Here is a 13286-nt window from a genome sequence, read left to right on the forward strand (position 1 = left end):
CCGGCGGGTGGTCAGGGACTCAGAGCCCGAAGACCCAGACGAGCAGGGTCATCGACGCGATGGAGATCAGCACGACGGCGATGATGTTCAGCCACACGCCGCCCTTCACCATCTGGCCGATGGTCACGTAGCCGGAGCCGTACGCGATGGCGTTCGGCGGGGTGGCCACGGGCAGCATGAACGCGCAGGTCGCGGCGAGGGCGACGGGCGCGGCCAGCATGAGCGGGGCGACGCCGGTGCCCAGGGCCACGCCGGAGGCGACGGGCAGGAACGTGGCCGCGGTGGCCGTGTTCGAGGTCATCTCGGTCAGCAGCAGGATGCCGACGGCGGCGATCACCACGAGCACCCACACGGGGATGTCGCCGAGGCCCTTGACCTGCTCACCGAGCCACGTGGACAGGCCCGACTTGGAGAACTGACCGGACAGGGCCAGGCCGCCGCCGAATAGCAGGAGCACGCCCCACGGCAGCTCCTTCGCGGCCTCCCAGTCGAGCAGGCGCACGCCGCGCCCGGCCCCGCCACCGGCCGGCAGGAGGAACAGGATGAGTCCGACGACGATGGCGATGGCCGCGTCCGAGAGCAGCGGGGACTCCAGGTCCAGGACGTATTCGGAGATCAGCGGCACGGTGATCCAGGCCAGCGCGGCGAGGACGAAGACGGCGAGGACCTTGGCCTCGGGGGCGCTCATGCGGCCGAGGCGGGCCAGCTCGGTGGCGATCAGGTCGCGGCCGCCGGGGACCTCGTCGATCTCCGGGCGGAACAGCACGCGGGTGAGCAGGAACCAGCACGCGAAGAGCAGCACGACGGCGATCGGCACGCCGACCAGCATCCACTGGCCGAAGCCGATCTCCACGCCGTGCTCGGCGGCCATGTGGCCCGCGAGCAGGGTGTTGGGCGGGGTGCCGATGATGGTGCCGAGCGAGCCGATGGACGCGGCGTAGGCGATGCCGAGCATGAGCGCGGTGCCGAAGTTCGTCTTCGTGAGGGAGCGGATCTCGGCCTGCGTGGGGGCCTCGCCGGACGCGGGCGCGTCGGGGCGGTCGGCCCGGTCTGCTGTCTCGTCCGCGGTCAGGGCGTCGTCCGTGCCGTAGCGCTGGACGAGCACGAGGATGGACACGCCGATGGGGAGCATCATCACGGCGGTGGCGGTGTTGGACACCCACATGGAGATGAACCCGGTGGCGATCATGAAGCCCAGGACGAGGTTCACGGTCCTGGCGCCCATGAACGTCAGGACGCCGAGCGCGATGCGCCGGTGCAGGTTCCAGCGCTGCATGGCCAGGGCGAGCATGAAGCCGCCCATGAACAGGAAGATGATGTTGTTGCCGTAGCTCGCGCCGACGGCGTCGAAGGTGATGCCGCCGTCGGACTCCTCGGCGGGCACGCCGAGCGGGAAGACGACGAGCGGCAGCAGGGCGGTGGCGGGGATGGGCAGGGCCTCGGTCATCCACCACACGGCCATGAGCACGGCGGTGGCGGCGACGAGGCGGGGCCAGACGCCGAGGTCGCCCGGCATCAGCAGGAACAGGGCGACGGCGAGCAGGGGCCGGCCACGAGGCCGATGATGCGCTTGACGTTCTCGCCGCCGGTCAGCGGCTCGTCACGCATGCCCGGGGAGAGCTCGTGTTCGAACTCCTGGGCGGCCGCTCGGGGGTTGAAGCGGGAGACGTGCTCGTTGACGTTGCTCGGCGGGGGGGTCGATCGGGACTCCACGGGGCCTCCTCATCAAGTCAGGCCCTCGGCGCGGCCTGGCAATTCTCTGTGAGTTTCACCGTATCAAGTGATCTGGATCACCAGAAGGCGACCCCATCTCGGCGACGGCCCACCCGCCCGGCCCCCGTGCGGCCCCGTTCACGCCTCCCGCGCCGACTCCGCCCGACGACGGCGCAGCTCGTCCTCCTCCACGCCCGCGACCAGTTCCGGGGCGGCCAGGGGCCGGGGCGCGGACTCGAGCGTGCGGATGTCCGGTGTGGGGGCCAGGCCCGGGTCGGCGTCGCGGAGGCGCCGGGCGGCGGGGAGCACGCGCGATTCGACGTTGCCGACGAGCTGGTTGTAGCGGTCCACGGTGGTCTTGAGGGAGCCGCCCATGCGGTCCAGGTGGGTGCCGAGCGTGCCGAGGCGCTCGTAGAGGTCCTTCGCGCTGGCCACCACGGTGTGGGCGTTCTCGGCCAGGGTGTCCTGCCGCCAGGCATAGGCCACGGACTTCAGGGCGGTCAGGAGGGAGACGGGGGCGACGAGCGCGACGTTCCGCGAGAACGCGTGGTCCAGCAGCCCGGGGTCCGCATCCAGGGCCGCGGCCAGGAGCGACTCGGCGGGCAGGAAGCACAGGACCAGCTCGGGGGAGTGCTCGAGGCCGGCCCAGTAGGACTTCGCGGAGAGCTGGTCCACGTGGCGGCGCACGGCCGCGGCGTGCTGGGCGGCCAGCGCCTGGCGCCGCTCGTACGCCTCCTCGCCGGGCTCGTCCGCGAGGGCCTCGGCGGCCAGCGCGTCCCCGATGGGGGCCTTGGCGTCCACGGCCATGGCCTTGCCGCCGGGCAGGGACACCACGAGGTCCGGGCGGAGGCGCTCGCCGTCCTTGCCGGACAGCGTGGCCTGCTCCGTGAAATCCACGTGGTGGAGCATGCCCGCCGCCTCGACAACCCGCCGCAGCTGCGCCTCGCCCCAGTGGCCCCGCGCGGAGGTGGACTTGAGCGTGGCCATGAGCGACGTGGTCTGGTTCAGCAGGTCACGGTCCGTGGCCGCGGCGGCGCGGAGCTGCTCCCCGAGCCGGCCGAACTGGGACGCCCGATCCCGTTCCAGCACGCTCACCTGCTCCTGGAGCGCCGCCAGCCGCTGGCCCAGCGGGGCGAGCGTGGACATCACCTGGGACTCCGCGCGCTGGCGTTCGGCGTCCTCGGCGCGCGCGGCCGTGAGCGCCCGTTGCTCCGCCCGGGCGGCCGCGAGCTCCTCTCGCGCCCCCTGGTGCTCGGTGCGCAGCGCGGCCAGCTCGGCCTGGGCCCGGCGGGCCTCCTCACCGCCGCCGGCCGCCCGGCGCCACATGAGCCACGCGCCCACCAGGGCGCCCAGCACGAGTCCGAGGATGAGGGCGAGCAGCAGGCTGAGGGTCTCCATGCCCCCACCCTCGCAGGCCGCATGGACACGTTAGGCCGCGGCGCGCCGTCGTCGTGGTGGTCGGCTCAGCCGAAGAGCGGGTTGGGGCCGTTGGCCACGACCTGCGGGTCGCCGTCCACGCGGGCGGCGATGCCCGCCGCGGCCACGCCGGGCAGATACGGGAAGACCATGCGGGTCGAGGCCAGGGCGGCGGCGTCGAAGGCCTCCACCGCGACGGCCGGGCGGGGCCCGTCGGCCGTCTCGATCTCGCCGTCGAACACGGCCACCGCCCGCGTGGGGCGCGGGCTGATCTTCGCGACCGTGGCGGCCGCCTGCTCGGGCTCGAGGTCCGGGTGCTCCCACATGCCGCGCTGGCCGTCGGCGGTGACGGCGAGGATCGTGGGGGCGAACACGGACTGCCGGCCGAGCGTGTCGAACACGTGCTCCACCGCGAGGCTGATCAGCGGCAGCAGCTCGCCGCCGGGAGGCGTGGGGGTCGGTCCGGTGGGCGTCGGGGTGCTCATGGGGCCGAGGCTACCGGCCCTGTCCGACGGCGCCCACCCGTGCCTAGCGTGAGCACATGCAGCTGACCATCGCCCCCGGGGACATCACGGCCACGCACGCGGACGCCGTCGTCAACGCCGCCAACTCCACCCTGCTCGGCGGTGGAGGCGTGGACGGCGCCATCCACCGGCGCGGCGGCCCCGAGATCCTGGCCGAATGCCGCCGCCTGCGCGAGACCGACCTGCCGGAGGGGCTGCCCGCCGGGCAGGCCGTGGCGACGACGGCGGGGCGCCTGCCCGCGCGCTGGGTCATCCACACGGTGGGCCCGGTGTGGGCCAAGACGATCGACAAGTCCGACACCCTCGCCTCGTGCTACCGCGAGTCCCTGAGAGTGGCGGCCGGGCTCGGCGCCCGGACGGTCGCGTTCCCGGCGATCTCCGCGGGGATCTACGGCTGGCCCATGGAGGACGCGGCGCGGATCGCCGTCGAGACCTGCCACGCGATGGCGGACGAGGTGGGCGGCACCGTGGACGAGGTGCTGTTCGTGCCGTACGGCGAGACGGCGGAGGCCGCGTTCCGGACCGCCCTGGACAGGGTTGAGCGGGACTGACTCAACTCCGTGGAATACCCCGTGGGGGGACGGCGTTGCACAGGACAGTCGCCGCTCAACCGGAGCGGCCCGCCCTGCATGAGGAGTGATCGACCATGGCTCGTCCCATTGATCCGTTCCGCGAGATGGAGCGCCTGATGACCGGCTTCGCCCGCACCTCCGGCGCCGCCTCCATGCCCATGAACCTCTACCGCGAGGGCGACGTGTTCGTCGCCGAGGTGGAGCTGCCGGGCGTGGACCCGAGCTCGATCGACGTGGACGTCGAGGAGCGCACGCTCACCGTCCGCGCCGAGCGCAAGGAGGCCCCCGCCGGGGAGGACCGTCGCTGGCTCACCAAGGAGCGTCCGGCCGGCACCTTCGCCCGCCAGCTCAACCTCGGCCAGGGCCTGGCCCTGGACAAGATCGAGGCCGACTACAGCGACGGCGTGCTGCTGCTGACCATCCCGGTGGCCGAGCAGGCCAAGCCGCGCAAGATCCAGGTCAAGCACACCGGCTCCGCCGCCCAGGTGGAGGGCGAGGCCGTAGAGGGTGAGGACGTGGAGGGCTCCGCCGCCGAGGCCTCCGGCGAGTGATCGCCCTCTGACGGAGCCGTGGCCGGCGTGACCGGCGCGCGGCCCGTTCCCCCGAACGCAGATGCGGCGGGCCCCCACCGGGGGCCCGCCGCTTCCGCGTGGTGGTCAGGCGCGGTCGGCCAGGATCAGCTGTGCCGCCTTCTCGCCGATCGTGAAGCACGTGATGTTGGGGGTTCACGGTCACGTGCTCGGGCATCACGGAGGCGTCGGCCACGCGCAGACCCGTCACGCCCTTGACGCGCAGGCGGGCGTCCAGGGGGCTCATGGCGTCGTCGTCGGCGCCCATGCGCACCGAGCCCACCGGGTGGTACACGGTGTTGTGGGTGCGGCGCACGTAGTCGGCGATCTCCTCATCGGTCTGCGCCTCCACGCCCGGGGCGAGCTCCCGGCCGGCCCACTCTGCCATCGCCGGCTGGGAGACGATCTCCCGGGCCAGTCAGATGCCGGCCACCGCGACGGCCACGTCATGGCCCTCCGGGTCGGTGAAGTAGCGCGGGTCCACGGCCGGCTTGTCCCAGTAGTCGTTGGAGCGCAGGCGCACGGTGCCGCGGACCTTGGCGTGGGGTGGACCCGGTGGCCCTGCGGTCTCGGCTGTCGTCCTCTGGTCGGCAGACACAGGTGTGCTTCCTCTCGTCGGGGTCTGGGCGGCCCGTCCACACTACGGATCGGTCATCTGGGCGGGGATGCGTGCTGGGTGCTGCGGGTCTCTGGGTTCCGTGGGCGCGTGGGGGCGGGGGGCTGGGGCTGCCGGGCCCCGTGGCCGCCGGGCCTCTGGGTTCCGTGGGCAGGAGAGCGAAGGTTTCTGCCCCCGGAAGCGAAAACCCTGCCGGTTCTGCCCCCGGAACAGGGGAGAGCGCGCTTTCTGCCCACGGAGCGGGCGGGGCTGCCGGTTCTGCCCACGGAACGGGGCCGGTGCGGGACGCCTCCGCCGCGGTGGGCCCGCCGGTAGACTGCCGGACTGTGGCTTTGACTATCGGATTCGTGGGACTGCCCAACGTGGGCAAGTCGACCCTGTTCAACGCGCTGACGCGCCAGACCGTGCTCGCGGCGAACTACCCGTTCGCGACGATCGAGCCGAACGTGGGCGTGGTGAACCTGCCGGACGAGCGGCTGCCCCAGCTGGCCGAGATCTTCGGCTCCGAGCGCATCCTGCCGGCCACGGTGTCCTTCGTGGACATCGCCGGCATCGTGAAGGGCGCCTCCGAGGGGGAGGGCCTGGGCAATCAGTTCCTGGCGAACATCCGCGAGGCCCACGCGATCGCCCAGGTGGTGCGCGCGTTCGACGACGGCGACGTCGTCCACGTGGACGGCAAGGTGGACCCGGCCTCGGACATGGAGACCATCAACACCGAGCTGATCATCGCGGACATGCAGACCGTGGAGAAGGCGATCCCGCGCGTCGAGAAGGAAGTCAAGGGCAAGAAGAAGGAGCCCGCCGACCTCGAGGCGCTCAAGGCCGCGCTCGCGGTGCTGGAGCGGGGCGAGACGATCTTCGCCGCGAAGGACAAGGACAAGCTGGACATGGACCGGCTGCGGGAGCTGAGCCTGCTCACCGCCAAGCCGTTCATCTACGTGTTCAACTCCGACGAGGGTGTGCTGGGGGACGAGGCCAAGCAGCAGGAGCTGCGCGATCTGGTGGCCCCCGCCGACGCCGTGTTCCTGGACGCCAAGCTCGAGTCCGACCTCGTGGAGCTCTCCGCGGAGGAGGCCGCCGAGATGCTGGAGATGGCCGGGCAGGACGAGTCCGGGCTGGACCAGCTGGCTCGCGTGGGCTTCTCCACCCTCGGCCTGCAGACGTACCTGACGGCGGGTCCGAAGGAGACGCGCGCGTGGACCATCCCCGTCGGCGCGACCGCTCCGGAGGCCGCCGGCGTGATCCACACCGACTTCCAGCGCGGCTTCATCAAGGCGGAGATCGTGAGCTTCGATGATCTGGTCGCCGCCGGCTCTATGGCTGATGCCAAGGCTGCCGGCAAGGTGCGCATGGAGGGCAAGGACTACGTGATGAAGGACGGCGACGTGGTGGAGTTCCGGTTCAACGTATAACCTCTGGCGTAAGTGACAGGTCGCGAACAGGCCTATTGTTGCGACCCTTTCACGCTGCCCATCGACCAAGCTGATCAAACGAACGGTTAGAGTGGGCGCGGGGGAGGAGGCTCGACATGAGTCTGAAAGATGAACTGGACGCGTACGTCCAGAAGACCGTCGACCAGCAGTGGGAGCGTCGCGCGGGCCAGAAAGTGCCCGACGCCGATGACCTGCCGCTGAAGAACCTTGCGGTCGAGCTCGACGCAACCGTCCTCTACGCGGATCTTGCGTCGTCGACGAAGATGGTCAAGGGTCACAGGGACTGGTTCGCTGCGGAGGTCTACAAGAGCTATCTCTATTGTGCAGCGAAGATCATTCGAGCACGGGGCGGCATCATCACTGCCTACGACGGGGACCGTGTCATGGGTGTGTTCATCGGTGACTCGAAGAACACCGACGCCGCGAAGTGCGGGCTGCAGATCAACTGGGCATCGAAGAAAATCGTGGCAGCGAAGATCGCCGAGAAGTACCCGAAGAGCACCTTCGTGCTCAAGCAGCGGGTTGGCATCGATACCTCGAAGCTTTTCGTCGCCCGAACAGGCATCCGAGGCAGCAATGACTTGGTGTGGGTTGGGAACGCGGCAAACAATGCGGCAAAGCTGGCCGCGCTCGATCCTCGCTACCCGACATACATCACAGCCGACGTCTACAGCAGACTGAATGAGAGCTCGAAGCTCGGGGGTGATCCGAAGCGGAACATGTGGACTGACCTGGGGACCTCCGACATGGGCTATCGGATCTACGGGTCGACGTTCTGGTGGTCGGTCTGATGCCGGATGTCAACGTAGAGAGCTGATCCACTCGTCCATCGGCGGGATGATGGGATCTCCCTGGTACACGGTTCCGCTGCCAGACGTCCACTGCGGTCGGAGTAGGCCTTGGTTGTTCTCGTTCAGGTTCGAGTAGAAGACGTCGCCGACGACGATCGGGCTCGATCCCCAACCGCGCCCCGCCAGATGCGCCAGATGGGCTGCCCTGTTGACGACGTCGCCCATATACACGACGTCGTTGATCGTGCTGCCGCTGTACCCCGCCTTGATCATGAGGACCCGGCCGTACTCGACGCCAATGCCGATGTTGAGCTGGGTGATCCCTGCCTTTTCATAGTGGTGGTTGAGGAGCTTCAGGAGCGTATTCGCCTGCGCTGCGATGGCGAACACGTCGTCGATGTGGTTGACCTGCGTCGTCTTGTAGGAGGCCCACACGCAGTCGCCGACGATATTTACCTCGCGCACATAGGAGTCGGAATTTAGGACTGCGACCATTTCCGAGATGAACAACCGGTAGATCTTCGCAAGAACGGGCCTCGTGTGCCTCGATGTCAGGCCGGACGAGTCTCGGATGTCAATGAAAATCGCCGAGCACATGCCATAGAAGCCGTTGGAGAACGTGAGCTTGTCCCGGTCAGGGAGCCCGTCTACCTCCTCGTACGCTCCCGCCGGCTGATCCAGGATCGCTTTGATTCGGGCCGAACTGGCCGTCCAGTCATACGGTCTGTAGTTGCCGTCCATTTGCGTCCTAGCTGTTCGTGATGCCGACAACGAGAGCCAGGACTGCGATCGCGGCTCCTGCAGCGAGAGCGCACCGGATGGCCCACTTTGCGGCGGTTGCTTTTGTCGTGGCAATCCGAGCATTGACATGTATCTGGTCAGCGAGATCTTTCGTCAGCTCGACAGGATCAGCGGTCAGTGTATTGAGAACCTCGCTGTACTCCTGTCGCTTGCCCCTGAAATTTCGATCGATGCTGGCGAAGAATAGCCTGTTGATCGCGTCCCCATCTGCATCCTTGTCCTTCACTCTCGGTGTCAGCGTCCATCCGCACATAGCGCCGGTAAGGAGAAGCAAGAAGCAGGCGATGACAACGAGAGTGTCGCACAACGCAGTCCAAGGAGTAAAGTCGCTTGCGAGGTTGAACGTCGTCGTTGCCATCACCCCAGTGAAGGCCAGTGTTACGCCAGCCTTCGTATCCGAGTGGCGAATCCACTCGTTCATCAATGCGAGTGTCTTCCATGCGTGATCCGGGTTCGGTTCGGGCGAGCTGAAGGACGTGGTCGCATCGTGCGGATGGCCCCCGGTGGCCCGTCGTCCACCGCGCCAGGACGGCATTCGAAACATAGCTCTAGGGTACTAAGGTCGACATACATGCTTCAGGGCCCTCCATTACCCGCGTGTCTCAAGTGGGGCCCATCAGCTGGCAGCCATAGGGTAGGGCTTGAAACGGTTTGCACTCCTGCCCCCGCGGCTGCAGGGCGACCGCGGCGGACGCGCCACCTGTCGATCCATAGGTTGGTATGTGCCGGAACTCGGTGGAGTTCCGGTTCAACGTGTGACGGGGCCTAATTTGTGTATTCGATAAGGAGCGATGTGGAAAATCAAGACGATCTAGCTAATAGAATTGGCCTTATTGCTATCGCTCAAGCGCGCTTGGATGAGTGGCTAGTGCAGGTGCTGATCTGCTTGCTGAAGCCCATTTCCGAAAGCAGGGTGCAGTTGCTTGTGGGTGATCGCTCACTTGATGCAAAGTGTACTCTTGTAAAAAAGCTTGCTACAAATCTCGGGATTCCGCTTGATGATCCTCTTCCGTCGGGTGCAATCCCGAGTCAGGTTTTGAAACAGGCTAGCCAACTTAACAGTGACCGTGACCGAGCGGTTCATTCATATTACGATTGGCGTGCCGATTCGGAGGTTCGACGGTTCCGTAGTAGGCGTCCCAAAGTAGAAGAGGTTAATCTCGACGACCTTAGTGCTCTCGCCGAGGGCCTCATGCTGTGCGGGGATAATTTGGGAGAATTTGTAAACTACCTCGAACGAACCGATACGGAGTCTCTAGGGTCGGGAGCGCAGTGGGGTGAAATTATTCGGGGTGTCCATGAAGTTATTGTCGCTGGTCACTTGCATGAGAGGAAAATGCTCGGCGCTGTAGCTGACGGCGTCGAGTCGAAGAGCTCAGTTCGGCTAGCCCTTCGAGGCGCGTCACGTCGAATTCTCCGAGAAGGTGAGCAGGCAGATGAAAGTGAGTTCACCGCGGAAATTTCGACAACGAATTGGTTGGCAACGATCACGTCGCCGAGGGGAGAAGTTGTACGTTTTGGAGATACTGGTTGGCGGGACGTAACTGAGCTGGCACGGGACGAGGACCCTGAAGTGCAACATGCAGTCATTAGGCGAATGGGCGATATTGTGCAGCTCAGTGTTGAAGGTGGAGAGATGTCCAAGTGCCCGTGGCCGCAAGTACGAGACCGCCTTGCAGAACGCGCCTTCGGTCCTGATTCTGAGCCGGACGTTAAAACACCTTCTTGGGTCTTGGGGCTCAAAGGATTTGCGCCCGATGATCTGAAGGGTTGAGATGGGGGCACCCGGGATCTGCATTTTCATTACGATAAGCGGCGGCATGCGGGCCATCGTTGCGGCGTAGTGCGTGGTGGGCAGTCGCCCTACCTGCGAGTCCCATTCTTGCGCCGCCAACTACCTACGGTGTGACGAATGCCGGGCGGGGCGTGGTCAACTAATCTCTCGGTCGGAGGATTCACGAGTTGGTCGTTAATCGCATTGTGTTCGTTACGCGGTTCCCCATTTGCTTTTCAGTGCACGTCAGGCCAGCGGGTGGGCGCCAGGTTCGACGATTGCGGGTCGCAAAAAAGAGGCCAGGGCTCCGCTGGCGTCAGGCCGCTCGGGGCAGGGAACCGTCCGTCGTCGAGCAACTGGGCACAGCGTTCGGCAAGGGCTTTCGACTTCCGCGGCACCCAGCAACTCAGCCAGCCCCGCCCCAGCTCACCGTCGAGCCCCGCGACTACCGGGCGACGCCGTCGCGCTCCTCCTCGCTCAGCGCCTTGCCCAGCCATCCCCACAGCACCGTCCGCAGCTTGTCCTCCACATGGAACGTGAGCCCGTGGCCCACGCCGCACCGATGACCGCCGGGCATGGCGAGGATCTGCGCGTTCCCTGCGGTCGGCGTTGTTCACGATCACGTCGAACACTGCCATCCGGCGCAGCGCCGCCGAGTCCTCGTGGGCAAGGACGAGGCCCTGCCCGTCCTCACCCTCCTCAACGTGTGAGCCCGGTGGGGGAGCAGGCCATCACCAGCCGCCCGAGGTCGCGGGCGGTCGCCGTCAGGTCCTCTGCCGTACGGCGGATCGCTGTCGCCAGGTCCTGGGGCCCGCGGCCAATGGGCACGATCGCGGTGATGCCCTCGTCGTAGAGGGTGTCCGCGTCCTGTCCCACGGAGCCGGCGAGGACGATCACCGGGATCGCACGGCCGGCTGCGCGCACGGCCTGGGCCACGCCGACCGGCACTTTCCCGGCCAAAGACTGGCCGTCTATGCGCCCCTCCCCGGTGATGACGAGGTCAGCGGTCTTCACGAGGTCGTGGAAACCCGCCGTCTCGAGGACGACGTCGATGCCCGGCTTCAAGGTGGCCCCGATGAAGGCGTGCAGGCCACCGGCCAGACCTCCCGCCGCCCCCGAACCGGGAAGCGCATCGATCGCGACCCCGAGGTCTCGCTCGACGATGCCCGCGAGATGGACCAGCCCGGTGTCCAGGCTCGCCACTGATGCAGGATCCGCCCCCTTCTGGGGGCCGAACACGTGGGCTGCACCCTGCGATCCCGTGAGGGGGTTGCTGATGTCACACATCACCTCCACGTCGACGTCGCGGAGCCGGTCTCGTGCCGGGGTGGAGTCGATCCGCGCAATCCGGGTGAGGGTGTCGCCGGTCGGGACGAACTCCTCACCTGCGGCGTCGAGGAACCGGACGCCGAGGGCCGCGGCAGCGCCCGTGCCGCCGTCCGTCGTGGCGCTCCCGCCGGCCCCGACGATGACTCTGCGCGCGCCAGCGGACACCGCGTCGAGGATCTGCTCGCCGACCCCGAACGTCGTGGCCCGTCCCGTGTCCTCGCGTCCGGAGGCGAGCGGGAGCCCGGCACATGAGGCTGTATCGACCACCGCCACGTCCGGCTCGATCAGTCCGTAGTGGACAGGCACGCGTTCGCCGTAGAACACCCCGCAGACGGTCGCGGATCGCAAGGTGCCCCCTGCGGCAGCCACGAAGGCCTCGACGGTGCCCTCCCCGCCGTCGGCGATGGGCACCACGAGGACCTCGGCGTCGGTGACCGACGCGAGACCCGTCGCGATCGCGGAGCCCGCCTCCCGCGACGACAGGGCCCCCTTGAACGAGTCTGGGATGACGATGATGCGCTGCACGCGTGGATCTCCTAGGTCAGGTGACGGGGTCAGACGAGGACGAGGCCGAGGATCCAGATGAACACGATGGAGGTGAGTCCCATCAGGAGCGTGACCATCGTCTGGGTGCGGTAACCCTGCGAGGGCGTCATGCCGCTGAAGTTGGTGACCACCCAGAAGTACGAGTCGTTGGCGTGGGAGACGGTCATGGCGCCGGCCGCGATGGCCATGACCACGAGCGCGCTGGCCACCGGGGTCTCGAAGCCCAATGCAGGCATCATCGGGAAGACCATGGCCGACGTGGTCGTGAGGGCCACGGTGGAGGAGCCCTGCGCGGTCTTCAGGACGGCCGAGACGAGGAAGGGGAAGAACAGTCCGATGACCGACAACTGCGCAGCGTTGCTCTCGATGAAGGTGACGAGGTCGGTGGCGGCGATGACGCGCCCCAGCACACCGCCGGCCGCCGTGATGAACAGAATGGGGCCGACAACCCGGAGGGTCTCCTCTGTCAGGTCGTAGAACGTCTCGCCACGGCGCACGCTGAACAGCACGCCGACTGCGCAGAGGGTTCCGACGGCGAGCGCGATCATCGGCGTGCCGAGGAATCGGGCGAAGTCACCCGCGGGGCCGGTCCACTTCAGGACGGATGCGAGCGAGCCGAGAGCCATGAGCAGGATGGGGGCGATGATGGGCGCGAAGGACGCAGCGGTCCCAGGCATCCGCCCGTAGGACCGGCGAAGCGCGTCGTAGGCGGCCTCGAGCTCATCCGCATCCTCCGTGCCGGTCTCCTCGGGGGAGCTCACCCGCTTGCCGATGTAGAGGGCGTACAGGTACGCGACGAGGAGTGCGGGGATCGAGACGAGGACGCCGAGGCCGATCACCAACAGGAGGTGGTCACCGATGCCGAGGTTCTGGGCGGCTGCGATGGGCCCCGGGGTCGGCGGAATGAAGACGTGCGAGGTGTACAGACCTGCCGCCAGGGCCACGGTCATCGCCACGGGTGACGCCCCGGTGCGACGGGCCAGGGCCTTGCGGAGCGCTTGTCGACGACCATGATCGAGAGGAAGGGGTGGATCTTCCATCTGGAGATCATGACGATCATCAGGGCGATGGCCAGGATGAAGACGAGCAAGAACGGTATTCCAGTCATCGGGAGTCCTTTGTGCGGCACGGGATTCCAGCCAGAGTAGGACCGATGGGACTTCAGCGGCGATGTTCTGGCGAACAGGGTTCGGCCGTCTCGA

General features: G+C 67.4%; 12 protein-coding genes and 3 pseudogenes. 5 read left to right on the plus strand and 10 right to left on the minus strand.

Features of this window, described 5'->3' with window-relative positions:
- Positions 1 to 19 precede the first annotated feature (19 nt).
- The 3 genes and pseudogenes from SOY78_RS04410 to SOY78_RS04420 all read right to left on the minus strand — a co-directional run bounded on the left by SOY78_RS04410 (position 20) and on the right by SOY78_RS04420 (position 3614).
- Positions 20 to 1713, minus strand: a pseudogene (locus SOY78_RS04410) (SLC13 family permease).
- 138 nt (positions 1714 to 1851) lie between these two features.
- On the minus strand, positions 1852 to 3111 hold the full coding sequence (gene rmuC, locus SOY78_RS04415; protein WP_063190130.1) for a DNA recombination protein RmuC: 1260 nt from the start codon (positions 3109 to 3111) through the stop codon (positions 1852 to 1854).
- A 65-nt stretch (positions 3112 to 3176) separates the two neighbouring features.
- Positions 3177 to 3614: a hypothetical protein gene (locus SOY78_RS04420; RefSeq protein WP_063190131.1), complete on the minus strand. Its 438-nt coding sequence runs from the start codon at positions 3612 to 3614 to the stop codon at positions 3177 to 3179.
- Positions 3615 to 3670: 56 nt separating this feature from the next.
- Here SOY78_RS04420 and SOY78_RS04425 point away from each other — a divergent pair, with 56 nt between their 5' ends.
- A complete protein-coding gene (locus tag SOY78_RS04425) occupies positions 3671 to 4204 on the plus strand; it encodes an O-acetyl-ADP-ribose deacetylase (protein ID WP_063190132.1) in 534 nt (177 codons plus the stop codon).
- Between the two features lie 95 nt (positions 4205 to 4299).
- On the plus strand, positions 4300 to 4776 hold the full coding sequence (locus SOY78_RS04430; protein ID WP_063190133.1) for an Hsp20/alpha crystallin family protein: 477 nt from the start codon (positions 4300 to 4302) through the stop codon (positions 4774 to 4776).
- A gap of 105 nt (positions 4777 to 4881) precedes the next feature.
- Here the strand turns inward: SOY78_RS04430 and SOY78_RS04435 are convergent.
- Positions 4882 to 5338 (minus strand): annotated as a pseudogene (locus SOY78_RS04435) (GMC oxidoreductase); the annotation flags it as partial.
- A gap of 398 nt (positions 5339 to 5736) precedes the next feature.
- Between SOY78_RS04435 and ychF the strand changes: the two are divergent.
- Entirely contained in the window at positions 5737 to 6822 is a 1086-nt protein-coding gene (gene ychF / locus SOY78_RS04440) for a redox-regulated ATPase YchF (protein WP_063190225.1), read from the plus strand.
- 116 nt (positions 6823 to 6938) lie between these two features.
- Entirely contained in the window at positions 6939 to 7634 is a 696-nt protein-coding gene (locus SOY78_RS04445) for an adenylate/guanylate cyclase domain-containing protein (protein ID WP_063190224.1), read from the plus strand.
- A gap of 9 nt (positions 7635 to 7643) precedes the next feature.
- On the opposite strand, the gene SOY78_RS04450 is transcribed toward SOY78_RS04445, so the two are convergent.
- On the minus strand, positions 7644 to 8375 hold the full coding sequence (locus tag SOY78_RS04450) for an adenylate/guanylate cyclase domain-containing protein (protein ID WP_324701852.1): 732 nt from the start codon (positions 8373 to 8375) through the stop codon (positions 7644 to 7646).
- A 7-nt stretch (positions 8376 to 8382) separates the two neighbouring features.
- Positions 8383 to 8856, minus strand: coding sequence for a Pycsar system effector family protein (locus SOY78_RS04455; protein WP_324701853.1), 474 nt, complete (start codon positions 8854 to 8856; stop codon positions 8383 to 8385).
- 372 nt (positions 8857 to 9228) lie between these two features.
- Between SOY78_RS04455 and SOY78_RS04460 the strand changes: the two genes are divergently transcribed.
- Positions 9229 to 10209, plus strand: a complete 981-nt coding sequence (locus SOY78_RS04460) for a hypothetical protein (protein WP_127446100.1) — start codon at positions 9229 to 9231, stop codon at positions 10207 to 10209.
- A 236-nt stretch (positions 10210 to 10445) separates the two neighbouring features.
- Here the strand turns inward: SOY78_RS04460 and SOY78_RS04465 are convergent.
- The 4 genes and pseudogenes from SOY78_RS04465 to SOY78_RS04480 all read right to left on the minus strand — a co-directional run.
- Positions 10446 to 10907, minus strand: a pseudogene (locus SOY78_RS04465) (hypothetical protein); the annotation flags it as partial.
- 1 nt (position 10908) lies between these two features.
- A complete protein-coding gene (locus SOY78_RS04470) occupies positions 10909 to 12063 on the minus strand; it encodes a glycerate kinase (RefSeq protein ID WP_063190207.1) in 1155 nt (384 codons plus the stop codon).
- A gap of 29 nt (positions 12064 to 12092) precedes the next feature.
- Positions 12093 to 13034 (minus strand): GntP family permease, encoded by a 942-nt coding sequence (locus tag SOY78_RS04475; RefSeq protein WP_260844580.1) that lies wholly within the window; start codon positions 13032 to 13034, stop codon positions 12093 to 12095.
- On the minus strand, positions 13031 to 13174 hold the full coding sequence (locus SOY78_RS04480) for a hypothetical protein (RefSeq protein ID WP_260844579.1): 144 nt from the start codon (positions 13172 to 13174) through the stop codon (positions 13031 to 13033). Before SOY78_RS04480 ends, SOY78_RS04475 begins: the two co-directional genes overlap by 4 nt.
- Positions 13175 to 13286: the final 112 nt, after the last annotated feature.

Source organism: Micrococcus sp. HOU01 (assembly GCF_035609305.1).
GTDB lineage: Bacteria > Actinomycetota > Actinomycetes > Actinomycetales > Micrococcaceae > Micrococcus > Micrococcus luteus.

Coding starts and splice junctions, on each gene's coding strand:
- rmuC (WP_063190130.1), bottom strand. CDS start 3,111: ATGGAGACCCTCAGCCTGCTGCTCGCCCTCATCCTCGGACTCGTGCTG.
- SOY78_RS04420 (WP_063190131.1), bottom strand. CDS start 3,614: ATGAGCACCCCGACGCCCACCGGACCGACCCCCACGCCTCCCGGCGGC.
- SOY78_RS04425 (WP_063190132.1), top strand. CDS start 3,671: ATGCAGCTGACCATCGCCCCCGGGGACATCACGGCCACGCACGCGGAC.
- SOY78_RS04430 (WP_063190133.1), top strand. CDS start 4,300: ATGGCTCGTCCCATTGATCCGTTCCGCGAGATGGAGCGCCTGATGACC.
- SOY78_RS04445 (WP_063190224.1), top strand. CDS start 6,939: ATGAGTCTGAAAGATGAACTGGACGCGTACGTCCAGAAGACCGTCGAC.
- SOY78_RS04450 (WP_324701852.1), bottom strand. CDS start 8,375: ATGGACGGCAACTACAGACCGTATGACTGGACGGCCAGTTCGGCCCGA.
- SOY78_RS04455 (WP_324701853.1), bottom strand. CDS start 8,856: ATGAACGAGTGGATTCGCCACTCGGATACGAAGGCTGGCGTAACACTG.
- SOY78_RS04475 (WP_260844580.1), bottom strand. CDS start 13,034: ATGACCGTGGCCCTGGCGGCAGGTCTGTACACCTCGCACGTCTTCATT.